Raw genomic sequence first — 26,057 nt, 5'->3', positions numbered from 1 at the left:
AGGCTGGTTAATTGGCGAAACGGCCTTTGATCTGGTGTGTTTCAGCCGTGTTTGATGATATTAATAGCGTTTTATTTTTTTAATTATTGAATTTAAAAGGGATTTTTATATGTTGGCATAAAAAGTGATTGATGTTTAGTGGCGGCAATAATGCCTATTCCACTTAGTATCAACCGGGAGAACGATCATGCCATCATCAATGGTCATCAATACAAACATCGCGTCATTGAATAGTCAGAAGTTTTTGACGCGGACTAACGATAGCCTGCAAATGTCTATGGAGCGCTTATCATCAGGTCTTAGAGTCAACAGTGCTAAAGACGACGCCGCCGGTTTGGCGATTGCCGACCGGATGACATCGCAAATTCGCGGTATGACTGTTGCCATGCGCAATGCCAACGACGGTATCTCCATGGCGCAAACTGCGGAAGCTGGGATGGGTACAATCACTGAAACTTTGCAGAGAATGCGCGACTTAGCGGTTCAGGCGGCCAACAGAGCGGCTGTTAGCGGTGAAGATAGGCAAAAGCTCCATACCGAATTTAAGCAATTGGGTGCAGAGGTTAAAAGGATTATTCAAAATACCGAATTCAACGGCAAAAAAATTCTAAACGGTTCTCTAAAGAATGCGAACTTTCAAATTGGAGCTAATACTGCGGCAGACAATCAAATATCGGTTACGGTATCGGATTTGTTAGCTGTGACAAGTTTAAGCGCGCTTTTTGGTAACAAGCATTCAATTGGATCAGCTGCTACCTCTGGAAATGTGCGCTCAGCAATCAACGCTATCGATACGGCAATCAGAAGAATTGATACATTTCGTTCGAATTTAGGTGCAATTCAAAATCGGTTTTCCACCACTATATCGAATTTACAGTCTTCCATTGAAAATCAAAGCTCAGCTCGTTCGCGGATTATGGATGCCGACTTCGCTGCCGAAACGGCAAATTTAAGCCGCAGTCAGATTCTGCAACAGGCGGGTACGGCGATGTTGGCTCAGGCTAATCAAGTAACCCAAGGCGTATTGCAGTTATTGAAATAAAAGTAACCGCAGTATTTAGCCTGGATTGACGGTGCATTTGAGTATAGGAATGCTAAGCTGATACCTAGCTAGTGAGATTCCGTAAACTTTAATCAAGAAGTAGCAAATGGTTGATGAACTTGATCGGGTGGGCCAATATGACTTAGGGCCAATAAGCGTAAATAACTTTGGCGAAAAATACTTTTTCAACCTAAATAGAAATAGCTTCGATAAAGTTAGTGCCGAAGCGCTGTTTGACGCGAAGTACGGTAAGGATCTGTTTGCTGAAGATGCGCTTAATGTGATTATCGGTACGGATTCCGGGTTACTGCCAAAATACCTACAAAGTAAGCCTTTACCAAAGGGTACGCGCTACATCTTCATTGAGCCGGAAGGCGTGTTGCAGGGGTTAAAATACAACCAATTGCTTGATGGATTGGATGAGAAGATTCTGTGTATCGGTTTGGAACAATGGCCGGAGGCTATTAAAAGTTTCAAAATAAACGATTATCTGTATATCAACGCAGTACGATCCTACAACGCAATTTGCGCGCAAGACGATTATATAGAGGAGTATGCAGAGCTAAGTTGGCATATCACGGAAGTACTATCACAACTGCATTGGCAAATCAGTGTCGAGCTGGGTAGCGAGGCGTTTATTGCCAGACAGATTATTAATTTGGCCGATAACCAAAGGCCGGCAAAATTGCTCGAAAAGGCCTTTGTCGATAAGACGGTGTTAATTTTGGCGGGTGGTCCCTCGCTTGACGAGGTTTTGCCATGGCTCAGATTGCATCGCAACGAAGTTGTGGTTTTTGCTGTTTCCAGAATTTCTCGCCAGTTATTACAGGCCAATATCGAGCCGGATTTTGTGTTTTCGGTGGATCCGACTGAGCTGAGCTTTGATATCAGCAAGGAAATGCTCGAGTTCAGCAGCAAGCCGATTTTTGTGTATTCCTACCACACTGTCCCCACTTTAGTTAACCAATGGCATGGTCTTGGGTTCTATCTTGGTCCGCGACTGCCTTGGCCGTCGCCACTGAACGTAGCGAATATTGGCAGTGCGGGGCCTACCGTGACCAATACTGCGTTGAGCGTGGCGTATCATTTTGGCTTCAAAAGAATGGTGCTCGCCGGCGTAGACTTATGCTTCACCAGGGAAGGCTTCACTCACGCCACCGGTAGCGACGAGCAAATGGCCGGGCCACGCTTTAATTTGACATCGTTGCAAGTAGAGACAAATGCCGGTTTTATGGCGCCTACAAGTTGCGACTTCGCTCAAGCCATTCTCTCGCTAAGTTTCCAGGCGAAACAGTTATCGGAAATGGGATGTCGGATTTTCAATATTTCCGCCGGTTCTGCCAAAGTCGACAATATCGAGTATTTGCCCATATCCGAAATCGAGTTTGGCGATGGCGCCATTAATGTGGCTAAAATTGTAGCCGAGCGGATTAGTGACGCCGCTGAACAGAGTAAATATCATAAACAAATTCTTGACGAGTTAGGACGTGCCCAATTTCAGATCAAAGGAATTGCCCGTCTGGCGGAGAATGCCCGCCGTGTCAATGACGAGATGTATAGTGCCGATGGAGTCATTGAAAACTATAAGGATAAGAAAAGACTCGATCAGATCGAAAAGAAGTTTAAACGCGAACATAGGCATTTCAGCAAGCTGGTAAAGAGCTTTGGTATCAGAAGTTTTATCAAGTTGACTAAGGCATTTACGGATGAAGAATGGAGTGCGGAAGAGGCGAAGCAACTTGGCAACGTTTTCTACGACGCCTATCGGGAAGGTGCTACAAAATTGATGTGTTTGTTGGATGGCGCTGTCGAAAGAGTTCAAGCCAGACAGCAGGAATATGCGGATGCCCCGAATTTTGGTTTGGTAATCGAGCAATATCGAAAGGACAGAAGTTTTGGTCGTGTAAGATTGTGGAAGGCTATTGCCGAGCTACCGGCAGATGTTCAGGTTCAATTTGCCGATTTTGAAAAACACTTCGTAGAGATTGTTCATGATAAAAATACTCGGCATTTTGCCAAGGCCAAAAGTCAGGGAAATCTTTCCAGTCTGAAGCAAAGGGCGGGCTTGTTATTCAAGCATAAAAAAATCGAAGAATTGAGTGATTTGCTGATCAGTTTGAACAAGCATCAGGATCAGCAGGCGGTTGAGCCTTATCGGCAGCTGATTACCGGTTACTCGGCTGAGTTGCAGCAAAAACCCGCACAGGCTCTGGATGCATATCGACAAATTGTTGACGGTGGTGGTGTGTTGGTCGAGCAGGCTCTGATAAGGATTGCGGATATTGGTATCGATAGCGATGACGCTCATACCGCCAATTTAGCGTTACAGTGTTTGTCGCAATTGAATCCTTTCTACTTGCCCTTGTATGCGGAAATGCAAAGGTTGCATGGCGATGTGATGGTCGCGATAGACGCCTACAATAATTACATCGGTCAATTCCCTCAAGATACGTTGGTGCAAATAAAGTTGGCTAACTTGTATACGGAGCAAGGGATTTATGATGCGGCTATCATGATGCTGGATTATATTTTGGCTCAAAAACCTGATCTTGAAGTTGCTGTCACCATGAAGGCTGCGTTGGTTTCCGCTGGATTTTAGCTGCGGATATGGTGCCTCGTAGTCTTGGGCTATTTTTAAAGGGTCAAACTTTTTTCAATATCAATTCCAAAACCAATTTACTGCCGAAATAGGCCAGTAATAATGAAGTAAAGCCTATAAGGGTCCACTGAATTGCGCTTTGTCCACGCCAGCCATAGCGAATCCTGCCGAACAGAAGTGCGGAAAAAATTATCCAGGCCAGGATTGATAGTACGGTTTTATGAACCAAATGCTGTGCAAATAAATCCTCGACGAAAAAGAAGCCGGTGACCAAAGATGCGGTCAAAAACAGTAATCCCGTCGCAATCATTTGAAACAACAGCGATTCCATGGCCTGCAAAGGCGGTAAAGCCAACATAAAGCGTTTAGGGTGGTGATGGCGCAATTGTTGATCCTGAACGGCCAATAAAATGGCTTGTAAAGCAGCGATATTTAACAGGCTGAACGCTAATATCGATGTCAGGATGTGGGTGCTCATCTGCCAATTATGATTGATCAGCAGGTGTGGTGTTGCCGGATAGCTCATATCTAAAGCCAGCATCGCTCCCGCCACTGGGAAAATCAATACGCCAAGTTTTGCTACTGGTTTGTCCAGCGAGGCAATTAACAGTAGAAGGCAAATAACCAAACCTGCTAGCGATGCCGTGCTGAAAAAGCTGAAGTTGAATCCTTCATGATTTTGCACGTTCATCACGGTATAGACACTATGCAGCCCTGCGCCAAGCCAAGCTAGTTGCATGGATAACTGGTGCTGTCTGGCTCCAAAGATTTCTCTAACGATGAATGTCGCGGCAATCGCATAGCTTAATATCGAAAACAGGCCGACGGGTGTGGTGTACATGGCGATGGCAGGGGAATAATCAAAAGGTGTTGCGATAGGGTTATGTTAAACTAAGCAGACCAATTGTTGTAATCCGTTTGTGTTGGCAGACATCCGCCGGAACCCTATAAAAATAAAGACGCAGCTATGTTTGATAATTTATCCGATCGCCTCAGTGGCACGCTAAAAAAAATTAAAGGCCAAGGTCGTCTGACCGAGAGCAATATCCAGGACACCATGCGCGAAGTCCGAATGGCTTTGCTGGAGGCCGATGTCGCTTTGCCGGTGGTGACCGATTTTATCGATCAAGTTACTCAGCGCGCGTTGGGTCAGGAAGTTCAAACCAGTTTGACTCCCGGGCAGGCACTGATCAAGGTGGTGCAGTCTGAATTAGTCAAAGTGATGGGCTCGGCGAACGAAGAGCTGAACTTGCGTACCAATCCGCCGGCAATTGTATTGATGGCCGGCTTGCAAGGTGCCGGTAAAACCACTACGGTGGCAAAATTAGGCCGCCATCTGAAAGAAAAGAAAAAGAAAAAAGTTGGGGTGGTTAGCGTTGACGTTTATCGTCCTGCGGCGATCAAGCAGTTAGAGACATTAGCCGCTGATGTTGGCTTGAAGTTCTTCGAAAGCGATGCCAGCGAAAATCCGGTCGACATTGTTAATAGAGCTATAGATGCGGCAAAGCGTCAATTTTTAGACGTGGTTATCGTCGATACTGCCGGTCGTTTACATGTCGATGACGAGATGATGGCTGAGATCAAGGCGTTGCATGCCGCGATCAAGCCGATTGAGACCTTGTTCGTGGTTGATAGCATGACAGGCCAAGATGCTGCTAATACCGCTAAAGCTTTTCACGATGCCTTGCCTTTGACTGGTGTAATTCTGACCAAGGCCGACGGCGATGCGCGTGGCGGTGCGGCGCTGTCCATCAGGCATATTACCGGCAAACCTATCAAGTTTATCGGTGTCGGCGAAAAAACCGATGCTTTGGAGCCTTTCTATCCTGATCGTCTTGCCTCCCGCATTTTGGGCATGGGCGATATGTTGTCGCTGATCGAGAATATCGAGCAAAATGTCGACAAGAAAAAGGCCGAGCAATTAGCCAAAAAGCTGCAAAAAGGCAAAAGCTTCGATTTGAACGATCTGAAGGAGCAGCTTGAACAAATGCAGAATATGGGCGGGCTTGGCGCGATGATGGATAAGCTGCCGGGTATGGGCGGAGTGCCCAAAGATATTAAGGATAAAGTCAACGACAAAGATCTGGCGCATCAGATTGCCGTAATCAACTCAATGACCAAACAAGAGCGGCGTTTTCCTGATCTGATTAAAGGCGGTCGGAAGCAGCGTATCGCCGATGGTTGCGGCTTGGACTTGCAGGCTGTAAATCGTGTGTTGAAGCAGCATCAAATGATGGAAAAGATGATGAAAAAATTCAGCAAGGGTAATATTGCCAACATGATGCGCGGCTTGAAGAGCAATATGCGCGGCATGAGAATGTGATTGTCGTAATTTGTCCTTCACTTATTGTGAAAATCGCGTAGAATAGTTTGATTAAGTTTTTTGATTCAATGTTATTTAAGGTATCCAAATGGTAAGCATTCGTTTGTCCAGAGGCGGCGCTAAGAATCGTCCTTTCTATCATGTTGTTGTTACCGACAGCAGAAGCAGTCGCGATGGTCGTTACATTGAGCGCGTAGGTTTTTTCAATCCTTTAGCTCGCGGTGGTGAGCAAAGATTAGTATTGGATAGCGAACGCGTCCAATACTGGAAATCCAATGGCGCGCAACCTACTGATCGCGTCGCTAGATTGATCAAAGACGCCGATAAAGCAGCCGCTTAATTTAGCTTTGCCAGCAGGGGAATTGTTGAACGTCGGTCAAGTGTCCGGCGTTTTTGGTGTAAAAGGATGGGTAAAAGTCTATTCTTTCACTGATCCCCGCGAAAATATATTGCAGTATTCGCCGTGGATTCTCCAGAAGAATAGCCAAATCCAAGAAGTTAAATTGCTTGGTGGCAGGCGGCAAGGCAGCTTAGTTGTCGCAGAATTGCAAGGCATTAACGATAGAGATCTTGCCGCTGAGTTGATGGGGGCTGATATTCTGATACGCAAGCAACAACTACCCAAAGCCAGCGATGGCGAATATTATTGGGCCGATCTGATTGGACTGGAAGTACGCAATCAAGAAGGTTGCAAATTAGGCAAGGTTGATCATTTGTTAGAAACTGGCGCTAATGATGTGTTGGTAGTAGTTGATGGCGACGTAGAGCGCCTGATTCCGTTTTTGCAGCAGAGTACTATTTTAAAAATTGATCTTGACGATGGTCTGATTATCGTCGATTGGGATCCTGACTTTTAACTCTCAAGGCATGCGTTTCGATGTTATCAGTCTCTTTCCTGATATGGTATCGGATGCCGCTGGTTACGGGGTAACTGGTAGAGCAATTGAGCGAGGCTTGGTTGATTTGTCCGTTTGGAATCCTCGTGATTACACGCACGATAAACACCGGACAGTGGATGATAGACCTTATGGCGGCGGGCCGGGCATGGTAATGAAATGCCAACCTTTGCTCGACGCGGTAGATGCAGCCAAACAGCATAATGCCTTGGCTAATAGCAAAGTGATTTGCTTGAGTCCGCAGGGGCGTTTGCTTAATCAGGAGTTGTTGTTGGATGCGAGTTGCTATGACCAATTGATCCTCGTATCCGGTCGCTATGAAGGTATAGACGAACGTTTTATCCAGCATGCCTGTGACGAAGAATGGTCGCTGGGGGATTACGTCATCAGCGGTGGCGAGCTGGCAGCCTTGGTAGTAATCGATGCGGTTACCAGGTTAATTCCTGGCGTACTTGGTGACGAAGAATCTGCTAAACAAGACTCGCATTTTGATGGATTGTTGGATTGCCCGCATTATACGCGGCCCGAGCATAGCGATATTGGCGACGTTCCGGATGTACTACTCGGCGGAAATCATGCTGACATCAAACGGTGGCGTATGAAACAGGCGTTGGGGCGGACTTGGTCTAGGCGCCCTGATATGCTTGGAAAAGTAACATTAAGCGCAGAGCAGGATGCTTTGTTGAAAGAATTTAGAACTGAAGTTGTTTAATAGGGTGTGGTTATGAGTAAAATTATTGAAGAATTGGAAGCTGAACAGCTGAAAAAAGATGTACCGGAATTCGGACCTGGCGACACTGTCGTGGTGCAAGTTAGAGTAACTGAAGGCACGCGGGAAAGGTTACAGGCTTTTGAAGGCATCGTGATTGCTAAACGTAATCGCGGTTTGAATTCAGCATTTACCGTCAGAAAAATTTCGCATGGCGTGGGTGTTGAGCGTGTTTTCCAAACCCACAGTCCATCGGTTGGCAGTATCGAAGTAAAACGTCGCGGTGACGTTCGTCGCGCTAAACTTTATTATCTGCGCGACTTGGCTGGTAAAGCCGCACGTATCAAAGAGAAACTTTCTTAATACGTTGCGATCTGGTTCGTTTATAGCGAATCAGTTGATTAGAAAAGGCGGCCTGCTTAGCTGCCTTTTTTTTTGCCGATAGCAAGAGAGAAGTGATGCCTTTACATATCGTTTGGCAAACTGTTGCGGATGGCGAAGAGTCCCTGCTCGCCGTGCCACTACTCGATGCGGAATTGAGATTAACCATGGTTGGTGAAATCATTACGGATGCCTCTTGGCATGTTGGTGGTGAGTTAACCAAGACTTTGTCATCGCAGGCTGTCCGCGTGCAAAGCTATCTGTTAAACCCGATGCAAACTGAGCTGCATGTCAACTTGCTAAGCCAAGGTAGCGCATACGGTAATGCCGTTTGGAGCGCGCTATTGGCTATTCCCGTCGGGCAAGTAGAAACATACTCGGGGTTAGCGGAGAAGCTGGGCTCAGGACCTAGGGCAATAGCAGGGGCTTGCCGCAATAACCCTTATGCGGGGATTATCCCGTGTCATCGGGTGGTGGCAAAGCGTGGCATCGGCGGTTTTATGGGGCAGGCTGATGGCGAGTTTGTCGCGCTTAAACACCGTTTACTTGAGTACGAACGTGGTTTGGGATTGGGCGGGGAATGAATTCGGCGCAGACCATAGAGTCTTTCTTAAACGCGTTATGGCTGGAATTTGGATTAAGCGACAATACGCTATCGGCTTATGGCAGCGATCTCAAATTGTTTGCGAAGTGGCTGAAGGATAAGGATATAACGACTGTTGACGAAACGACGATCAAGAGCTTTTTGGCTAACCGACAGCAACAAGGTATAACCAGTCGTTCGTCGGCCAGAATAGTGTCCTGTTTGCGGCGCTTTTACGGTTATCTGCTGCGCGAAGGTAAGATTAATATCGATCCTACTCAATTGATAGATGCGCCACAGCTTGGCCGCACGTTGCCGGATTCGTTGTCGGAAGCCGACGTAGAGTTATTGTTAAACGCTCCGGAAATTACCGATAAGTTAGGTTTCAGGGATAGAACTATGTTAGAAATGCTTTACGCTACCGGGTTGCGGGTTTCAGAGTTAGTCGAACTTAAGTTCGGTCAAATCAATTTCCGGCAGGGTTGTGTGCGTATCGTCGGCAAAGGCGACAAAGAACGCTTGGTGCCGGTTGGTGAAGAAGCCATGGATTGGACCGAACGTTATCTGAATACTGCCAGACAAGCAATCCTGGGAAATAGACAAAGCGACTATTTGTTTGTTACCAGCCGGGGCACTTCTATGACCAGACAGGCTTTTTGGCATATTATCAAGCGCTATGCCGCGCTGGCCGGTATCGACAAACATTTGTCGCCGCATACTCTGCGTCATGCGTTTGCCACCCATTTGTTGAATCATGGTGCTGACCTTCGAGTCGTACAACTATTGCTCGGTCATTCGGATTTATCCACTACCCAAATTTATACGCATATTGCCCAACAGCGCTTGAAAGCGTTACACACTCAACATCATCCAAGAGGCTAACTATGACTGCATCGATTCATCCAACTGCTTTTGTCGAAACTGGCGCCATGCTTGGAGAAAACTGTAGCGTTGGGCCGTTTGCGGTGATAGAGGCGGGGGCTGTGATTGGCGCGAATAGTCAAATAGGTGCCCATGCCGTAGTGCATGCACATGTCAAAATGGGCGACGGTAATGTGTTACATCCGCACTCGGTACTAGGCGGATTACCGCAGGACTTGGGGTTTGCTGCCCAAACCGAGTCGTGGCTGGAGGTTGGCGACAATAACGTGTTTCGAGAAGGGTTTACCGCGCATAGGGCTACAGTAGCTGGCAGCGCTACCAGGATCGGGTCAGGTTGCTATTTCATGAATAACAGCCATGTTGCCCATGATTGCTCGGTGGGCGATAAAACTATTTTTGCCAATAATGTGGCGATTGGCGGCCATGTAGAGGTTGGTCATAACGTGTTTATGGGCGGCGCGGTAGTCGTACATCAATTTTGCCGGATCGGCGCTTACGCCATCGTGCAAGGAACAACAGGGATTAACATGGATGTGATCCCGTTTATGCTGATAGGTGGCCGGCCCGCGAAGCATTATCGGCTCAACATCGTGGGATTAAGACGAGCCGGTATAGTGGGCGAGAATTACAAAGTACTTTCCGCCGCGTTCAGATTGTTGAAAAATAAAAAAAGCCTTGAAGAATTGCAATCTACCGAAGAGCTGCAATACTTACGGCGTTGGTTGGCAGTCGATTCCAAACGTGGATTGCACGGATTTATCGATGTTACCAACTGAATTGAATAGTCAGGGGCAATGCCGTAGGAATTTAACCAATTAGTTCCGCAGGCTACAGTTGCAAGCCAGTCCGCTAACAGACAGCAAGATTTATCATGAAAATACAAGTAATCGATAACATCGGTCAAATCCAGCCACTGATGCTGATGGCGGAAGCGGATGTTGCTTTTTATTCGGATGAGATTCAGGCCCTTAATGCTGCCGAACAGCTCCAACCCAACATCATTTTGCTGAATTTTGCATTGCGCGGTAGCCAAACGCCCGACTATACCAACTTGTTATTAGCGGCCAGTCCGACCAGTAATATCGTGATCATCGGCGATGACTTACATGAAGAGCAAATTCTGCACTGCGTGCTGGCTGGCGCCAAGGGCTATCAAAACAGTCTGTCATTGGCGGCCTATATCAACAGAATGATCCATGCAGTCGCCGCGGGCGAGGCTTGGTTGAGCCGTAAGATCGTCGCTTACCTTCTGGACGCCATTCACCGGAATTATTCGGTTCAAGCAATTAGCTAAAAGTGCAAACCCGCTTCGAAATAAAAAGTTTGTCCGGCGATGGGCAAATTGTAAAGATAGCTGGACGTAGCCGGTTCCTTGCCGTGGCTATCGAATAGGTTCCGAGCCGATGCAGTTAGATCCAGATAGCCCATCAGTTTTTTAGCATTTAAAGTTAAATCGACCGTTTCATAATCTTTCAAAACGCGCGTATCTCCTGGGCTGCTAAGGCGGTGACCTATCCAGTTGATTTGCGTTTGAATCTGCCATTTCGGCATGAAATTCCAAGCGAGTGCGGTGTAAACATGATGTTCGGGGACATTGCTAACCCGGGTATGAGTCGCTTCGTTGCGGGCAAATTGCCACGCATAGTTACCGCGTAGATTCCAATCCGAGTGAAACTTCCAATCCCATTCAAACTCGCTGCCGTAGCCGTCTTGACCTGAGGAGTTACGCTCGGTCAGGGTGCCTGCGCCGGAAATCGGGCCGCTAATCAAATCGCGGATCTCATAATGGTATAAATTCAACGCGGTTCTCAGATTCTTCGTCGGACGATAATCGAATGCCAGTTCGGTAGTAGAAATGGTTTCCGGACTTAAAGCCGGGTTGCCAAGGAAAAGCGGGCTATTTTGCTGATATTGTTCGAGAAAGCTTGGGGCTCTGTAAGCCTGACCATAGAGCAATTTAGTGGTCAATTGTGAATTGATATTCCAGACCAGCGCGGCGCGGGGGTTCAATGTGCCGCCAAAGTCGGAATAGTGGTCAAAGCGCAAACCGGTGGTCAGGTGCCAGTCTTCGGCAAATTGCCATTCGTCTTGTATCGCTGCGGACCAAATGTCGCGATGATGGTCGTCAATAAATGTGAGAGGGGTTCCGGTTAAATCTTGTAAGCCGCCGGCAAGGTTGATGGCGGGAAATGCAGATAGCCCGGCGCCGTTGATAACGCCTACGCCATAATTCCGTGCTTCTTGCGTGTTCATTTCCTCATAGCGGAAACCGGCAATCATGCGGATCAAATGATCGGAGAAACCTTTGTAAATACCGGTGAACTCAAAGCTGGGTACGGTATTTTTAAAACCGGCTACGAAACGTAGCCCCTCCGGAAATAGCATTAAGCCTTTAGTCGACGCCAGCTGGTCGGTGACGTTGCCGTCCGCGCCGATCGGTAAAATCGAGCCACCCGGGAAACCGTAAATATTGGCCGAGACATCAGTATGCAGAAAGCTGGCGTGGGCTTGCAATTCCCAGTTCTCCAGGTCGTCCTCGGTCGAGTAACGCACATCCGCCAAGTAATTGCTGCCATTGCCCTTGCCTTTGTTATCCAGGGCACCATAGGCGCCGGAGCGAAAGCCGTAATCTGATTCGTTAAAAGCCCAAAATCCCAAATCCCAATGTTTGCGTTGCAAACTGAGATGGCCGTTCCAACGTTCGTTTTGGGTTTGCATTGGGCCGGGGGCGAGCGATATATTCGTGCCCAATACTTGGTCGACTTGGGTTTGCGCGTCGGCCGTGATGACCCGATCCGGATCGACACCGTTATGGCTATATTGCAGGCTGCCTGCTACATCCCAGCCTTGCCATTTGCCACCGTATTGGCCCCAAGTGCTTTTAGTATCGGCATTACCGCCGCGTGCGCCGACTGTTGCGCCATCAATATCCGCAGCCTTTTTGGTAACAATATTAATTACCCCCGCGAAGGCGTCCGCGCCGTAAAGCGCCGACCCCGGCCCTCTGATTACCTCGACGCGTTGAATATTTTCGACGGGAATAATCATCCCAGCCATATGCGTGCCCTGATAAGGCACGGAGAAACGCGTGCCGTTAAGCATGAGCAATACTTCGGCATTGGTTTCGTTGCGCATGCCGCGCATCGTGTAACTATAATCGTTAGTGACCGGTTGGATCGTAACATGCATGCCAGGTACGGTTTCCAGCACCTCGTGCAGATCGGTAGCACCCATCGTGGCAATTTGCTCGGCGGTGATAACGGTGGTCACTGCTGCCGATTGCGACACCGATTTGGCGGTGCCCGAGGCAATGCTCACTGAAATATTGGCTAACTCCGCAGGCGATAAATCCAGCAGTTCATTTACGGTTTGTTCTGCATGGGCCTGCTGACCGATGAGGCTAAGGACTAGAGAGTGTTTGAAAAGCTGCTTCTTGACTGTTTTCAGCATAGGATTTCTCATAATTCCCGCAGGGGTACCGGTTTGGCAATGCCGTAGCCTTGCGCGTAATTCACTCCCAAGGTTTGTAGTAGATCGAAAATACTTTGGTTCTCCACAAACTCGGCGATGGTTTTTTTGCCCATCACGTGGGCCACCTCGTTAATCGCTTTAACCATAGTCAAATCCACCCGATCATCCAGTATGTCTTTTACAAACAGCCCGTCTATTTTTAAATAATCGACCGGTAGGTTCTTTAGATAAGCAAATGACGACAAGCCGCTGCCGAAGTCGTCCAGGGAAAAAGAACAGCCCTTTTGGCGCAGCGAATCGATAAATTGCCGAGCATAGGAAAGATTGCTGATGGCAGCTGTTTCGGTGATTTCGAAACAAATTTTGTGGGTTGGTATCTGCCATTTGCGGAATTGCTCATCGATAAAGCCAAGCATGGCTTGGTCCGACAGCGACAAACCGGACAGATTGACCGAGCACATTTCCAAACGATCCAGGAAGCCGGGCGTAGTCGCCAAGTACTGGAACAAACGGGAGATCACCCAGCGGTCTAAAGGCGAAGCCATGTTGTAGCGTTCTGCGGCAGGTAGAAAAGCACCGGGCGGAATCACCTTATCTTGATCGTCTCGGTACCGGATTAAGGTTTCGAAATGTAGACCGCCGCGATTAGCGGCTATAGGCACGATCAATTGACCGAATAACTGGAAGCGGTCTCGCTCGATTCCCAGACGGATTTTTTCCACCCATTGCATTTCACCTTGGCGGAGTGTGAGCTCTTCGTCGTCCGGACTGAATATATGTACCCGGTTGCGGCCTTTTTCCTTGGCGGCGTAACAGGCGGCATCGGCTTCTTTCAATACATCCACGGCATTGCCGCAGGCGCGATTGATTGGGGCGATGCCGATACTCACCCCGATGTTGAAACTACGGTTTTCCCAGGCAAATTGGAAGTCGCATACCGCATTGCGCAGTTTTTCGCCGGTGATGATGGCTTGTTCGAGGGAGCAATACGACATCAGGATGCCGAATTCGTCGCCGCCCAGTCTAGCCAATATGTCCATTCTGCGCACTTGTTGGCGCAATACTTCGCCGAGCTGCCTTAGTAGCTCGTCGCCCGCCAGATGGCCGCAGGTATCGTTGACGATTTTGAATTGATCCAGATCCAAATAACATAAAACGTGGTGGCTATCGTTGGCTTGCGCCTCTAACACCAAATTCTGAATATGGATATCGAATTGGCGGCGGTTGACCAGGCCGGTCAATTCGTCGTGGCTGGCCTGATAGGCGATTTTTTCCGAGAGGCGTCGGGTTTCGGTAATGTCTTCGCAAACCAGCAACAGGTGCGAACGATTATTTTCGTCCTTCACCAAGCGCGCGGTTTCCCTGGCCCAAATAATATTGCCGTTGCGGCAGATGATGCGGCTTTCCAGCTTATGTACTTGCTCGGGATGATTACGGCAGATTTGGAAGAACTGGTTGCAGTTGTTTATATCTTCGGGATGGGCGAAGTTGAAAATAGAGCAGCCTTGCAGTTCCTCAACGCTTAAACCCAGCTGGCGGGCGCCGAAGCGGTTTACCGAGATGATTTGCCCTTGCATATCCAGGTTAAACACCATGGTCGGATTGTTGTCGTACAAGGCCTGGAAGTTATTTTTGACGCTAATCAAGGCTTTGTTTTGAATCTCCACGGTATCCAGCATACCGTTGAACGCATCGACCAAAATTCCCATTTCATCATTGCTGTGCTTGGCTGCACGCAAGGAATAGTCGTGTTCCTGGCTGACTTTTTGCGCGGTTTTAGCCAGTTGCGCGATGGGCTTGGCCACCCGGTTTAACAAGGGTGCGGTCAGAAAAAACGTAATAGACAACGCGACAAACAACACAATCAGGACGACGCCGACAAATTGCAATTCTCGCCAGAACGCGGCACTGAGGTCGGAGGATAGAAAAATCCCGCCGACAATTTCGTCATCCAGGCGCATGGGCTGATAAACATAAAGGTTGAGTTTATCGAAATAATTACGCAAGCCATGCGATACGACCGGGCAGGTAGCGGATTGCTTGTCCAGCGAGGTGAATAACTGACCTCTTTTGGTGTAGACGCAAGCGCTGCGCAAATCGGGGAGATTATTCAAGGACACCAGGTTTTCCTTGGCCAAATTGGCGTCGTCAAACATCACTGCGGCGACACTTCGGTTGGCAATCAGGCTGGCAACGGCGATTAAGTCGCTTTGGGCTTTGCGCTTTACTTCTGTGACGTTCACCGTTACCAAAATCACCAAGGCCAACAGCATGGAAAATAGACTAGAGGTAATGGCGATGCTAAACAATTTGCCTTTGATGGATAGCCGCGAGAAGAATCTACTCATGCTCGGCCCCCTCCACCAGTATGGCAACCTCGATGAGTTTGGCGCTGACGTTAAAACCGCTCTGTTTCAAAGCCTTGAGGTTGAGGTGCAGTTTGACTTTGCCGTCGTCGAGTGCAAAGCCGATCATGCCGCCGGATTCGGCAAAAAACGGCTCGCTGCTGACCGTTAGTGACTTTTTCAGGGAGCCGACCAGTAACACGCCTGGTAAAGCAAGGTCTGAGCGCTGCTCGGGATTGTCGAAATAGACGATATCGCAATCTTTCGCCTGTTTGGGCGTATCGAACTTGAACAACCGAATGGGTTTTTCCTGAACGGTCTTGCTCTCCAGCGGGCTCAGCAGACTCCCGAAGGGGTCGTGGCCGATAATGCAGATATTAAAGGTGGGGTTGGCTTTTTCCGGCCAAGTAATGAATTTGGTGAAGTTATAAAGATAGGCTGCCTTGACCTTATATTCCAGGTTCAGTTCGTCTGCCGGCGAAGGCTGACTGACAAAGCAAAATAATATTACCCACTTTACGAGCTCAAAAGCGCGCCGCAACGACAATGCGTCATCAGTGGAAAAGACGGAAACCAAGGTTATTCCCTACCGGATAAAATCATCAGGCAAGGATAGTTGAAAAATTATCGGTTGCTGAAAAATCCCCGCAAGGCCCGAATCATATAGGCATGATCGAGTACGCCGGCGCTTTCGCGAATGCTGTGCATGGCCCACATTGGCGACCCCACATCGACACTGCGTATGCCTAATTTCGCCGAAGCTATCGGGCCTATCGTGCTGCCGCAGGGCAAGTCGCCGTGATGCGCGTATTTTTGATAAGGCACCCCGGCTTGTTGGCAAATGCGGATGAAAGTAGCCTCTGAAATACATTCAGAGGCATAACGATGGTTAACATTTACCTTGATGACCGGTCCGTGATTGACGATGATTTTGTGGCCGGGTTCGTAGGCACCGGGAAAGTTTGGTTGATACGCATGCGCCATATCGGCGCTGATCATAAAGCTATTGGCTAGCGAGCGCCGGTAGTCGTCCGGGGTATTGCCGACTGCGTTGGCGATGCGCTCGAGCACATCGGGCAGGAAACTGCCGGCCGCGCCCTTGCAGCTCTCACTGCCGATTTCCTCATGGTCGAAAAACGCGCAGACCAACGTGCTGTCGGCATCTAGGGTCGAAGGATCCAATAATGCCGTCAATCCAGCATGGCAGGAGGCCAGATTGTCCAATTGGCTATCGGCGTAAAAAAGTTGTCCGTCACCCCAAAGAGTGCCTTTCTGGGTGTCGTAAGCATTCAACTCCCAGCTCAAAATTCGCTCGGCAGCAATGCCGCTAGCGTGTTCCAGCAATTGCCGAAACTTGTCTGTGGGTAATTGTTGCTCGACACTGGCCGAAAAAATTAACGGCAACTCGCTTTGCTTTTTCAGTTTCAGGCCGTCTTCGTTGACGCCGCGGTTCATATGAATCGCCAGATTCGGCAGGCGCAGTAGCGGTTCGGCGAAGCGCAGCAGCCGGCTGGCGATGTTGCCGTCGCTATCCAGATAGGCAATGCGGCCGGCCAGACTCAGGTCACGGTCAGCAAACGTGGCGAGAATCGGGCCACCGTATACTTCAACAGCCAAACGCAAAAGCTTGTCCGAGTCGATCAGCGGCTGCGGTTTCACGCGCAGACCCGGCGAATCGGTATGGGCGCCGAGTATTTTGAAGCCGGTTTCCGCCAAGGCTTGTTTGCCGATGACGAATGCGGCGATGGATGAATCGTCTCTGATCACATAGTAGCGCCCGCCGCTAGCCAATGACCATGCATCGCTTTCCTGGATGCGTTGGAATTGATGCGCCTGCAATCGTCCTTCTATGCTGGCGACCGCATGCCAAGGGCTGGGACTGGCGTCAATGAAATCCAGTAAGTCTTGCGCTTGTTGCTGAGCCGTCATGATTGTTTTTCCAGCGTCAGTGCCACGGAATTGATGCAATAGCGCAGGCCTGTTGGTTGCGGTCCGTCTTCGAATACATGTCCGAGGTGAGCGCCGCAGGATTGGCAGGTCACTTCAACCCGGCGCATGCCATGGCTGTTATCGGGATGCTGATCCAGACTTTCCGAATTTAGCGGGTCCCAAAAGCTGGGCCAGCCGCAGCCGGAGTGAAATTTTTGCTCGGAGGTAAACAAGGCGTGACCGCAGCAAACGCAGCGGTAGATACCGGCTTCGTCGCAGTCGGTATATTTGCCAGTAAATGGTGGTTCGGTGCCTTTTTCCCGGCAGACATGATATTGCTCGGGAGTTAGCTTCTCGCGCCAGGCTTGTTCATTATCGTGTTTCTCGGTCATGGTGGTGTTCCGCAGGCTAGGTGTAGTGGGCATTTTACTCAGTCTACCTCGGCATCAAAAGCAATCAAAAGCCGGGAATATTTCGGTTGATTACATCAGGAGGTTCTAATATTCTTGAGCTGCATGGTTTTGAAGCTTATAACAACAATATAAAAAATAATAAATACGCAGAGTGTGTTCATCTAAACAGCAGCGAGGAGAAGGTCATGGCAAGAATTGTAATATTGGGTGCGGGGATCGGCGGTGTGCCGATGGCTTACGAAATGAAGGAGACAGTGGGAAATGCGCATGAAGTCGTGGTGATTTCCGACTCGCCGACTTTCCACTTTGTGCCCTCCAATCCCTGGGTGCCGCCGAAATGGCGCAAACCCGAGGATTTGAAAATTGAGCTGGCGCCGGTGATGGCGAAAAAGGGGATCAACTTTATTCAAAAGGCCGCAACCAAAGTCGATCCGGCCAATAACAAAATTGATCTAGCTGATGGTTCTTCGGTTGAATACGACTTTTTAATCATCGCTACCGGTCCACGCCTGGCCTTCGATGAAGTGCCCGGTTTGGGCCCGCACGGCGGGTACACCTCATCGGTCTGCCATGTCGATCATGCTGCATTGGCTGCCGAGGATTGGACTAAATTCATGGCCGATCCCGGTCCGATTGTGGTTGGCGCGGTGCAAGGCGCTTCCTGCTTCGGCCCGGCTTACGAATATCTGATGATTCTGGAAACCGAGCTGCGCAAACGCAAAATCCGCGACAAAGTGCCGATGACTTTTGTCACCTCCGAGCCCTATATTGGCCACCTGGGTTTGGGTGGGGTCGGCGATACCAAAGGTTTGCTGGAAAGCGCGTTGCGCGACAAAACCATCAAATGGATTACCAATGCCAAGGTGGATCGTATCGAAGCCGGCATGATGTATGTCACCGAAGTCGATGAAGAGGGTAACGACAAGAAAAAACACGAAGTGCCGTTTAAACACTCGATGATGCTGCCGGCTTTTACTGGCGTCGATGCCGTGCGCCATTCCGGCGCGGAAGGTTTGACCAACCCGCGTGGTTTTGTGATTGTCGATCAACATCAGCGCAATCCGACTTACAAAAACATTTATTCGGTCGGGGTCTGCATCGCCTTGCCGCCGGTGGAAAAAACCCCGGTGCCGACCGGCACCCCGAAAACCGGTTACATGATCGAGTCGATGGTTACCGCCACGGCCCATAATATTCGCGACGAACTGGCCGGCAAACAACCGTCTGATATACCCAGTTTAAGCGCGTTGTGCCTGGCCGATTTGGGCGACACCGGCGTGGCGTTCTTGGCTGTGCCGCAAATTCCACCCAGAAATACGACTTGGTCCAACCATGGCAAATGGGTGCATCTGGCGAAAATCGGTTTTGAAAAATATTTTATGCGCAAGATTAAAAACGGCATCAGCGAGCCGTTTTACGAACGCATGATATTGAAATTCCTCGGTGTGGTTCGTTTGAAATAGGAGGCTATATGTCTATCGATCGCATGGTAATGGCGTTTGCCGGCTCGTTTATCCTAATCAGTTTGGCGCTGGCGCACTGGCATTCGCCGAATTGGCTGTGGTTTACCGCGTTCGTTGGCGCCAATCTGTTGCAAGCATCGTTCAGCGGTTTTTGTCCGTTGGCGATTATTCTGAAAAAACTCGGCGTCAAATCGGGCTGCGCATTCTGATGCGTTAAATATAAAGAGCCGGATTTTCGCAGGCCAACGATCCGGCTTTTTCGCCTACCACCTTTTTGCGCCTAATATTACTTTGTGATCGAAGCGGGGAGGGGTGGTCAGATGTGGTTCTGAAGGGCCACGGGTCTATTTTAAATAAGCCGCCACCGTTTGCGATTCCCACATCCCGTCCGCCATTTCACCCGGCGGATTAACAGTCCAATTCCAACTCGCCAGCTGATCAGCATGTTGAATATAGCCAGCCATAATGGGCCGGTAGTCGGTTCGATCGATTATCCCGTTGCGGCCATGGTGCTGATCTTCAATTTCAGTTATCAGGCAAACCGGCGCTTGCCAGCTATCCAACCAATTGAGATGGGCCAAGATCAAGGCCCGGCCAAAAGTCTCTAATTGCGCGGGTTCTGGGGCGGTAGTTGCCAGCCAATCCAGCGGTAGCAATGGCAGTTGGGTCAGGCAATTAACTGAAGCGATCCAGTGCGGCTTGATCGGTAGCGTAGGATGCGGTGGTTTATTTACTAATGCTTGCGGCGGTATCTGCCGGTGTTGCGCCAACCAGTCTACGGTGCCGGTCACGTCATGCAGATGGCAGAAAACACGACCAGGCCAGATTTTGGCTAGGCGGCGAGTCCGATAGCTGAAAGCAATGTCCAGCAGGACTATCTGTTCGAACTGTTGCAATAACGCTTTGATGGGCAGGTCGTGTGCACTGCCTCCACCGATAATCAGGGCGGCGCCACCTTGATTATGCCGCCCTTGGGCGGCTTTCAATACAGCGCGTTTAGTCGCCAGGATATGTGGGTGCCAAGCCTGTCGACAGCGGCGATGCCTGGCTTGCAACGCGGCCATTTCCCGAGCGTAACCCAATATACGTGCTTCGCGGCTGACGGCCCGTACGCCCAGGTAATGCCAAAATTCTTCCAACATTTGTCTACAAACTGGACTGGCGGTACTGGCAATTCAGGCGCATCGCGCACTCGCGTCTGAGTAAAGTTGTGTACCACCATTCCGCCCGGAACAATTCTGTTGGATAGCATTGTTGGCCTTTAGGCGTTGCTGTCATGGCGCTCAACTGTGGTGGACTGGTCCGCAAAGTATAAATCCAGCCTGGCGGTCGGACTAATCCAGACAATTTTTTGTTTGGCGCTGAAGACGGATTGTCGGGTTTGCTACAAATCAATCCGCATCAAACTTTAGATAATTCAATTATTTATGAGTTGGCACAACCGTTGCTCAAGTTTTAATAAAAACGTGAGGTTGTGTTATGAAATCGACCAAAGATATTGCGGAACTGCTGGACGAACCGGCTTGCGAGCATAACAAGAAGGAAAAGTCCGGCTGTGCCAAACCCAAACCCGGTTCAGCGGCAGGTGGTTGCGCCTTCGATGGTGCACAGATTGCACTATTACCGATCGCCGACGTCGCGCATATCGTCCACGGCCCTATCGCCTGTGCCGGAAGTTCTTGGGACAACCGCGGCACCCGTTCTTCCGGCTCGGAATTATACCGAATCGGTATGACCACCGATCTGACTGAGCAAGACGTGGTGATGGGGCGTAGCGAAAAACGCCTGTTCCACGCCATCAAACAAGCCATCGAGACCTATAACCCGCCGGCCGTGTTTATCTATAACACGTGCGTGCCGGCTTTGGTGGGCGACGATATTAATGCCACCTGCAAATCAGCTGCCGAGCGATGGGGTGTGCCGGTTGTGCCTATTGATTGCGCTGGTTTCTACGGCACCAAAAACTTGGGTAACCGGATTGCCGGTGACGCGATGGTCAACCATGTGATCGGCACCCGCGATCCCGACCCATTACCGCCTGGTACCGAACGGCCAGGCATCAAGGTGCATGACGTCAATCTGGTGGGTGAATACAACATCGCCGGCGAGTTCTGGCATGTGCTGCCGTTGCTGGACGAAATGGGTCTGCGCGTATTGTGTACCCTGTCCGGCGATGCCCGTTTCCGCGAAGTGCAAACCATGCACAAAGCCGAAGTTAATATGATGGTCTGCTCCAAAGCCATGGTCAACGTGGCCCGCAAGCTGCAACAAAGCTACGGCACGCCGTGGTTCGAAGGCAGTTTTTACGGCATTACCGATACTAGCCAAGCCTTGCGCGACTTCGCCAGGGTAATAAACGATCCTGATTTAATCGAGCGCACCGAAGCCATCATCGCCAGGGAAGAAAACCGCATCCGCGAAGCCTTGGCGCCCTGGAGAGAACGCCTAAAAGGCAAACGCGTGTTGCTGTTTACCGGCGGCGTGAAAAGCTGGTCGGTGATCTCGGCGCTACAGGATTTGGGCATGGTGGTAGTTGCCACCGGTACCAAAAAATCCACCGAAGAAGACAAGGCGCGGATTCGTGAGCTGATGGGCGAAGACACCTTAATGATAGAAGACGGCAGCCCGAAAGCCTTGTTAAAAGTGGTCGCCGATTACAAAGCCGACATTTTGATCGCCGGTGGCCGAAATATGTACACAGCGTTGAAAGCGCGCATCCCGTTCCTGGACATCAACCAAGAGCGCGAGTTCGGCTACGAAGGCTATCAAGGTATGCTGGAGCTGGTCAGACAATTGGCCTTGACCTTGGAAAGCCCGGTTTGGGAAGCCGTGCGGGCCACACCGCCTTGGCGCACTGGCGGCCTGAAAAAGTCAGCTGCCGCAGAGATTCAAGCAGAGCCCTTATCGGCTCAGGCGGCATAACATGGCCGAAATCGTCAAACGCAATAAAGCCCTGTCGGTCAATCCCCTAAAGGCTAGTCAGCCTACCGGTGGTTCCTTGGCTTGCTTGGGCTTTGATCGGGCGATCCCGATGCTGCACGGTTCACAAGGTTGCACCGCGTTTGCCAAGGTGTTTTTTGTCAGGCACTTTCGCGAACCTATTCCGTTGCAAACCACCGCGATGGATCAAGCTAGTTCGGTGTTGGGTGCGGACGAAAATGTGATTGAGGGCATCAAAGCGATTGCCGAAAAATCCAACCCAGCCTTGATCGCGGTTTTGACTACCGGTTTGGCAGAAACTCAAGGCTGCGACGTACATCGCAACGTTCGCGAGTTTCGTGAACGTTATCCGGAATACGCGCATGTCGCCGTGGTGGCAGTCAATACTCCGGACTTTACCGGCTGCGTGGAAACCGGTTACGCAGCAACTATTTACGAAATCGTCAAGGCCTTGGTGCCGGACGCGGAAACTGCCGGTACCAAACCCTGTAATCGCCAACGCCAGGTCAATTGTTTGGTCAGCCCCATGTTGACGCCGGGCGATCTGGAAGCCTTGCGCGATTTGATCGAGCAATTCAATTTACGGCCTGTGCTGGTGCCTGACTTATCCGACTCCCTGGATGGGAGCTTAACCGACGATGACTTTTCGCCGGTGACTATAGGCGGTACGCCGGTCTCCGAACTGGCGACCTTGGGCGAGGCCAGAGCCAGCTTGATAATCGGTGCGTCACTGCGTAAATCCGGCGAACTCTTGCAGGAAAAAACCGGCGTCCCCAGTTTCTATTTTGATCATCTTTATGGCCTGCAGGCTAACGACGCCTTGATCACTACGCTAGCTGACATCAGCGAAATGCCGGTGCCGCAAAAGATTGAACGGCAACGTGCGCAATTGCAGGATGCGATGCTAGATACCCATTTCATGCTCGGTCAACTGCGGGTGGCTATCGCTGCCGATCCGGATCAGCTCAATGCCTTGATTCATTTGGTGCAAGGCATGGGCGCGGAGGTGGTTACCGCGATCTGCGCCGGCAATACCCCGGTGCTGGCGACCGCACCAGTGGACAGCATCAAGATCGGCGACCTGGAAGATTTGGAAGTGATGGCGAAAGAGCGCAAAGCGCAATTGCTGATCGGCAACTCGCACGCCGTCGCTAGTGCCGAACGGCTGGGCATCCCGATTTTGCGTATCGGCTTTCCGCTCTACGACATCATTGGCGGCTATCAAAAAACCTGGATTGGCTATCGGGGTACTCGACAAACCTTGTTCGATTTAGCCAATCTGGTGATTAATTTTGCTCACGAAGAGATCGAGCCGTACTACTCGCCTTATGCGCAAAAACCCGAATCCGAACGTCAAGCGTGCTCGCCGTCATGTCATTAGCCCGCCGCATTCACGTTTTGCATACCCACGAACAGAGGATGCCTATGGAAACCGCTATTAAAGTTGCTTTTGCCACTACCGACATGGCGCATGTGGACCAGCATTTTGGTTCGGCCAAATCGTTTGCTGTTTACGCTGTGGATCCGGAACAGTCCGAATTCATGGAAGCTGCGCAATTTGGCGAACTCGCGCAGGACGGCAACGAAGACAAGTTGTCTGTAAAGATTCAGTTGCTGGAAGGCTGCGCGGCTGTGTATTGCCTGGCCATTGGCGCCTCGGCAGTGAAACAAATCGTCGCGCAAGGCATTCAGCCGATCAAAGTTCACGAAGGCAGCACCATCAAGGATCTGATAGCGGATTTACAGGCCGAAATGAAAGCCGGCCCGTCCAGTTGGTTGGCAAAAGCCATCAACCAACACAAGGGACCGAGTCCTGAGCGTTTTAATGCGATGGAAGAGGAAGGCTGGGATGAATAGATTGGGTTGGGGGTAGCTCGTGAATAGTTAAAAGCCTTGGCGCGTCGGAGTGATTTTGCCCCGCATGCCGCGCCGAGCACCGGAACTTTTGAACGGACAAATCGGCAGGATAGCCGATTTGCATGCGAAGCACCCGAAGGGCGAGGTATAGGGATCTACCGAGTGAGCAGCCCGGTAGGGGCGCCGCAGGGATGCGGTGCGTTGCCGAAGGGGCAGGAAGCCCCTTTCGGCGACCCCGTTCAAAAGTGAGGAGCGCAGGGAATAAGCCGCATCCGGGTGTCTTTTCTTTTGGATACTTTTCTTTGGACAAGCACAAATTCGTCTGGGACGAATTTGAACAGCCGATAGGCTGGCCCGAAGGGCGAAAACCAAGGATGGTTTTCGTAGCGAAAGTATCTCGCCTGTCGGTGCGAGAACCGACATTAAAAGCCGTCGCGTTAGCGACACGCAATGAATACTTTTCAGTTAGGCCACAAACCTAACCAAACAAAAAACCAAAGGAGAACCACCATGGCCCAACCCGCATTAGTCGTCGAAGCAGGCGACCCGTTCATGAACTCGGAAATCGTCGTCGAGATGGTTAAACAATTGCGTGCACTCGATACCTACGATACCTATGAAGGCTGGTCGGAAGAAAAGATTATCGATCCGCTAGTGATGACCAAAGAACGTAAGCGTGAAATTCCGATCATCGGCGATCCCGATGAAATCACTTTGGCGCGCGTTAAAGCCTATTACAACTCCATCGCGTCGTTGATCGAGAAGAAAGGCGGCTTGATGGCAGTGCCGGTAATCAACATCACCCACGAGGGCTTTGGCCGCGCGTTGGTATTGGTGGGCAAATTGATTGTCGTGGATAAAGTCTTGCGCGACGTGCACCGCTTTGGTTTTCCCAGCCTGGAAGATTTGGCGGCAAAAACCGATGCAACGATCGAAAAAGCGCTGGGTTTGATCGCAACATATAGAGAAGTAGCCGAAGCTTGAGGTGATTTATGAGCGACGAAGAACTGAAAGTATTGGAAAAAGACGTCAAGAAAGCCAAACGTATTGCTAGCGAAGCGGCATCCGTGTTGCACGATTTGATCGAAGACAGGCTGCCGGATGCCTATGGCGAATTGATGGGCATCGCGCAGGCGACTTATGACGCCTGCAAAGCCTGGGACGATGCCAACAAGAAATTTTTGGCTGCCAGCAAAGAAACGGCCTAGGAGACGATCATGAGCGAATTTGTAACCGGCGTTACCTACGGCGGCACAGTCTGGACACCATCGTACGTTACCGATATCAATCAGCGTACCTGTATTGGCTGCGGTCGGTGCTTTAAGGTCTGTCCGCGTGATGTGTTCGATTTGATCGAAAAAGACGAAGCGTTGTCAGCCGAAGATTTCGGTGACGACTACGGCGACTTTGAAGACGATGACGATAACACCATGGTAATGAGCTTGAAGAACGCGGCTGATTGCATTGGGTGTGAGGCGTGCTCCAAGGTTTGTCCTAAGGATTGTTTTACGCATGAGCATAAGGCTGCGGCTTAGTTTGTGTCGCTAGCGCGACCGCTTATTTAGTTGCGTAGGGTGGGCACGGTTTTCTGTGCCCACGCGGTGAGGGGTAATGTGTCGCTGTTGCGACGGCTTTTTAGAAGTCGGGTCTCGGCCCGACGGCCGAGATACTTTCTTTTGCTTGGCCAAAAGAAAGTATCCAAAGAAAAGGCCACCCCGATACCGCTCAGATCCTGCGCGCCGCAGCGTTTATCGAGGGTCGGCAGAAGGGGCTTCCCAGCCCCTCCGCCGACGTGCGGCATCCCTGCCGCACCCCTTCGGGCTAATCTCGATAAACGCTACGGTGCTCGGCGCGGCATAGGGGATGGGGCTTGTCCCGGAATTACTAGGTTGTCCGAATAAATTCGGGATCTAGCTGCCGCCAATTGAAGAAGCTTCACAATGTTTTGTAAAAGCCCTTTTTAGTTTTCTGGTGCTGGATGTAAATGTACGTGCATTGAGAGTAGAACGCTTGTCTCCCGTATGCCGCGCCGAGCACCGAAGCTTTTGAACGGACAAATCGGCAGGATAGCCGATTTGCATGCGAAGTACCCGAAGGGCGAGGTACACGGATGTACCGAGTGAGCAGCCCGTTAGGGGTGCGGCATGGATGCCGCACGTTGCCGAAGGGGCAGGACGCCCCTTTCGGCAACCCCGTTCAAAAGCGAGGAGCGCAGGGGATAAGC

The 26,057-nt window shown here is 50.3% G+C and carries 26 protein-coding genes; 19 read left to right on the top strand and 7 right to left on the bottom strand.

Annotation, left to right across the window (positions count from 1 at the left end):
- Positions 1-187 precede the first annotated feature (187 nt).
- Both METH11B_RS0110975 and METH11B_RS0110970 read left to right on the top strand, forming a co-directional pair.
- Positions 188-1,042: a flagellin N-terminal helical domain-containing protein gene (locus METH11B_RS0110975; protein WP_036275861.1), complete on the top strand. Its 855-nt coding sequence runs from the start codon at positions 188-190 to the stop codon at positions 1,040-1,042.
- Positions 1,043-1,700: 658 nt separating this feature from the next.
- A complete protein-coding gene (locus METH11B_RS0110970; protein WP_231499609.1) occupies positions 1,701-3,641 on the top strand; it encodes a motility associated factor glycosyltransferase family protein in 1,941 nt (646 codons plus the stop codon).
- Between the two features lie 43 nt (positions 3,642-3,684).
- Here the strand turns inward: METH11B_RS0110970 and METH11B_RS0110965 are convergent, their stop codons facing one another.
- On the bottom strand, positions 3,685-4,482 hold the full coding sequence (locus tag METH11B_RS0110965) for a cytochrome C assembly family protein (protein ID WP_020484861.1): 798 nt from the start codon (positions 4,480-4,482) through the stop codon (positions 3,685-3,687).
- Between the two features lie 126 nt (positions 4,483-4,608).
- Here METH11B_RS0110965 and ffh point away from each other — a divergent pair, with 126 nt between their 5' ends.
- The 9 genes from ffh (at position 4,609) to METH11B_RS0110920 (ending at position 10,709) form a co-directional block, all read left to right on the top strand.
- Entirely contained in the window at positions 4,609-5,964 is a 1,356-nt protein-coding gene (ffh, locus tag METH11B_RS0110960) for a signal recognition particle protein (RefSeq protein ID WP_026602076.1), read from the top strand.
- An 88-nt stretch (positions 5,965-6,052) separates the two neighbouring features.
- A complete protein-coding gene (gene rpsP / locus METH11B_RS0110955; RefSeq protein ID WP_026602075.1) occupies positions 6,053-6,304 on the top strand; it encodes a 30S ribosomal protein S16 in 252 nt (83 codons plus the stop codon).
- A gap of 25 nt (positions 6,305-6,329) precedes the next feature.
- Positions 6,330-6,821: a ribosome maturation factor RimM gene (rimM, locus tag METH11B_RS0110950; protein WP_020484864.1), complete on the top strand. Its 492-nt coding sequence runs from the start codon at positions 6,330-6,332 to the stop codon at positions 6,819-6,821.
- Between the two features lie 10 nt (positions 6,822-6,831).
- On the top strand, positions 6,832-7,572 hold the full coding sequence (gene trmD / locus METH11B_RS26675) for a tRNA (guanosine(37)-N1)-methyltransferase TrmD (RefSeq protein ID WP_036275856.1): 741 nt from the start codon (positions 6,832-6,834) through the stop codon (positions 7,570-7,572).
- A 12-nt stretch (positions 7,573-7,584) separates the two neighbouring features.
- Complete coding sequence (gene rplS, locus METH11B_RS0110940) at positions 7,585-7,932, top strand: 50S ribosomal protein L19 (RefSeq protein ID WP_020484866.1); 348 nt, start codon at positions 7,585-7,587, stop codon at positions 7,930-7,932.
- A 95-nt stretch (positions 7,933-8,027) separates the two neighbouring features.
- Positions 8,028-8,534 carry a methylated-DNA--[protein]-cysteine S-methyltransferase gene (locus METH11B_RS0110935; protein WP_026602072.1) on the top strand — a complete coding sequence of 169 codons (507 nt, stop codon included), beginning with the start codon at positions 8,028-8,030 and terminating at the stop codon, positions 8,532-8,534.
- The gene (gene xerD / locus METH11B_RS0110930; protein ID WP_026602071.1) at positions 8,531-9,415 is read left to right on the top strand and encodes a site-specific tyrosine recombinase XerD; all 885 of its coding nucleotides are present in this window, start codon (positions 8,531-8,533) and stop codon (positions 9,413-9,415) included. The genes METH11B_RS0110935 and xerD overlap by 4 nt, the downstream gene beginning before the upstream one ends.
- 2 nt (positions 9,416-9,417) lie before the next feature.
- Positions 9,418-10,191 carry an acyl-ACP--UDP-N-acetylglucosamine O-acyltransferase gene (gene lpxA, locus METH11B_RS0110925; RefSeq protein WP_026602070.1) on the top strand — a complete coding sequence of 258 codons (774 nt, stop codon included), beginning with the start codon at positions 9,418-9,420 and terminating at the stop codon, positions 10,189-10,191.
- A 95-nt stretch (positions 10,192-10,286) separates the two neighbouring features.
- Complete coding sequence (locus METH11B_RS0110920) at positions 10,287-10,709, top strand: response regulator transcription factor (RefSeq protein WP_026602069.1); 423 nt, start codon at positions 10,287-10,289, stop codon at positions 10,707-10,709.
- On the opposite strand, the gene METH11B_RS0110915 is transcribed toward METH11B_RS0110920, so the two are convergent.
- The 5 genes from METH11B_RS0110915 to msrB are packed head-to-tail and all read right to left on the bottom strand — an operon-like array spanning position 10,706 to position 17,552.
- Positions 10,706-12,865 (bottom strand): TonB-dependent receptor plug domain-containing protein, encoded by a 2,160-nt coding sequence (locus METH11B_RS0110915; protein ID WP_026602068.1) that lies wholly within the window; start codon positions 12,863-12,865, stop codon positions 10,706-10,708. The two genes, METH11B_RS0110920 and METH11B_RS0110915, sit on opposite strands and share 4 nt — an antisense overlap.
- 8 nt (positions 12,866-12,873) lie before the next feature.
- The gene (locus tag METH11B_RS0110910) at positions 12,874-15,234 is read right to left on the bottom strand and encodes an EAL domain-containing protein (RefSeq protein ID WP_026602067.1); all 2,361 of its coding nucleotides are present in this window, start codon (positions 15,232-15,234) and stop codon (positions 12,874-12,876) included.
- Positions 15,227-15,808, bottom strand: a complete 582-nt coding sequence (locus METH11B_RS0110905) for a YfiR family protein (RefSeq protein ID WP_026602066.1) — start codon at positions 15,806-15,808, stop codon at positions 15,227-15,229. Before METH11B_RS0110905 ends, METH11B_RS0110910 begins: the two co-directional genes overlap by 8 nt.
- A 47-nt stretch (positions 15,809-15,855) precedes the next feature.
- Positions 15,856-17,160: a M18 family aminopeptidase gene (locus METH11B_RS0110900; RefSeq protein WP_026602065.1), complete on the bottom strand. Its 1,305-nt coding sequence runs from the start codon at positions 17,158-17,160 to the stop codon at positions 15,856-15,858.
- Positions 17,157-17,552 (bottom strand): peptide-methionine (R)-S-oxide reductase MsrB, encoded by a 396-nt coding sequence (gene msrB, locus METH11B_RS0110895; protein WP_026602064.1) that lies wholly within the window; start codon positions 17,550-17,552, stop codon positions 17,157-17,159. Before msrB ends, METH11B_RS0110900 begins: the two co-directional genes overlap by 4 nt.
- A gap of 206 nt (positions 17,553-17,758) precedes the next feature.
- Here msrB and METH11B_RS0110890 point away from each other — a divergent pair, with 206 nt between their 5' ends.
- Both METH11B_RS0110890 and METH11B_RS0110885 read left to right on the top strand, forming a co-directional pair.
- Complete coding sequence (locus tag METH11B_RS0110890) at positions 17,759-19,036, top strand: NAD(P)/FAD-dependent oxidoreductase (RefSeq protein WP_026602063.1); 1,278 nt, start codon at positions 17,759-17,761, stop codon at positions 19,034-19,036.
- Between the two features lie 8 nt (positions 19,037-19,044).
- On the top strand, positions 19,045-19,245 hold the full coding sequence (locus METH11B_RS0110885) for a YgaP family membrane protein (RefSeq protein WP_026602062.1): 201 nt from the start codon (positions 19,045-19,047) through the stop codon (positions 19,243-19,245).
- Between the two features lie 135 nt (positions 19,246-19,380).
- On the opposite strand, the gene METH11B_RS27815 is transcribed toward METH11B_RS0110885, so the two are convergent.
- Positions 19,381-20,178 carry a hypothetical protein gene (locus METH11B_RS27815; protein WP_026602061.1) on the bottom strand — a complete coding sequence of 266 codons (798 nt, stop codon included), beginning with the start codon at positions 20,176-20,178 and terminating at the stop codon, positions 19,381-19,383.
- 337 nt (positions 20,179-20,515) lie between these two features.
- On the opposite strand from METH11B_RS27815, the gene nifE reads away from it, so the two are divergent.
- The 6 genes from nifE to fdxB all read left to right on the top strand — a co-directional run bounded on the left by nifE (position 20,516) and on the right by fdxB (position 25,368).
- Positions 20,516-21,958 carry a nitrogenase iron-molybdenum cofactor biosynthesis protein NifE gene (nifE, locus tag METH11B_RS0110870; protein ID WP_020484880.1) on the top strand — a complete coding sequence of 481 codons (1,443 nt, stop codon included), beginning with the start codon at positions 20,516-20,518 and terminating at the stop codon, positions 21,956-21,958.
- A gap of 1 nt (position 21,959) precedes the next feature.
- Entirely contained in the window at positions 21,960-23,357 is a 1,398-nt protein-coding gene (gene nifN / locus METH11B_RS0110865) for a nitrogenase iron-molybdenum cofactor biosynthesis protein NifN (protein WP_026602060.1), read from the top strand.
- 44 nt (positions 23,358-23,401) lie between these two features.
- On the top strand, positions 23,402-23,833 hold the full coding sequence (gene nifX, locus METH11B_RS0110860) for a nitrogen fixation protein NifX (protein ID WP_026602059.1): 432 nt from the start codon (positions 23,402-23,404) through the stop codon (positions 23,831-23,833).
- Positions 23,834-24,343: 510 nt separating this feature from the next.
- Positions 24,344-24,817, top strand: coding sequence for a NifX-associated nitrogen fixation protein (locus tag METH11B_RS0110855; protein ID WP_020484883.1), 474 nt, complete (start codon positions 24,344-24,346; stop codon positions 24,815-24,817).
- An 8-nt stretch (positions 24,818-24,825) separates the two neighbouring features.
- Complete coding sequence (locus METH11B_RS0110850; RefSeq protein ID WP_020484884.1) at positions 24,826-25,041, top strand: CCE_0567 family metalloprotein; 216 nt, start codon at positions 24,826-24,828, stop codon at positions 25,039-25,041.
- Between the two features lie 9 nt (positions 25,042-25,050).
- Positions 25,051-25,368 carry a ferredoxin III, nif-specific gene (gene fdxB / locus METH11B_RS0110845; RefSeq protein ID WP_020484885.1) on the top strand — a complete coding sequence of 106 codons (318 nt, stop codon included), beginning with the start codon at positions 25,051-25,053 and terminating at the stop codon, positions 25,366-25,368.
- Positions 25,369-26,057 lie beyond the last annotated feature (689 nt).

This window comes from Methylomonas sp. 11b (assembly GCF_000515215.1).
Taxonomy (GTDB): Bacteria; Pseudomonadota; Gammaproteobacteria; order Methylococcales; family Methylomonadaceae; genus Methylomonas.
This window is presented reverse-complemented; position numbering and strand designations above follow the sequence as displayed.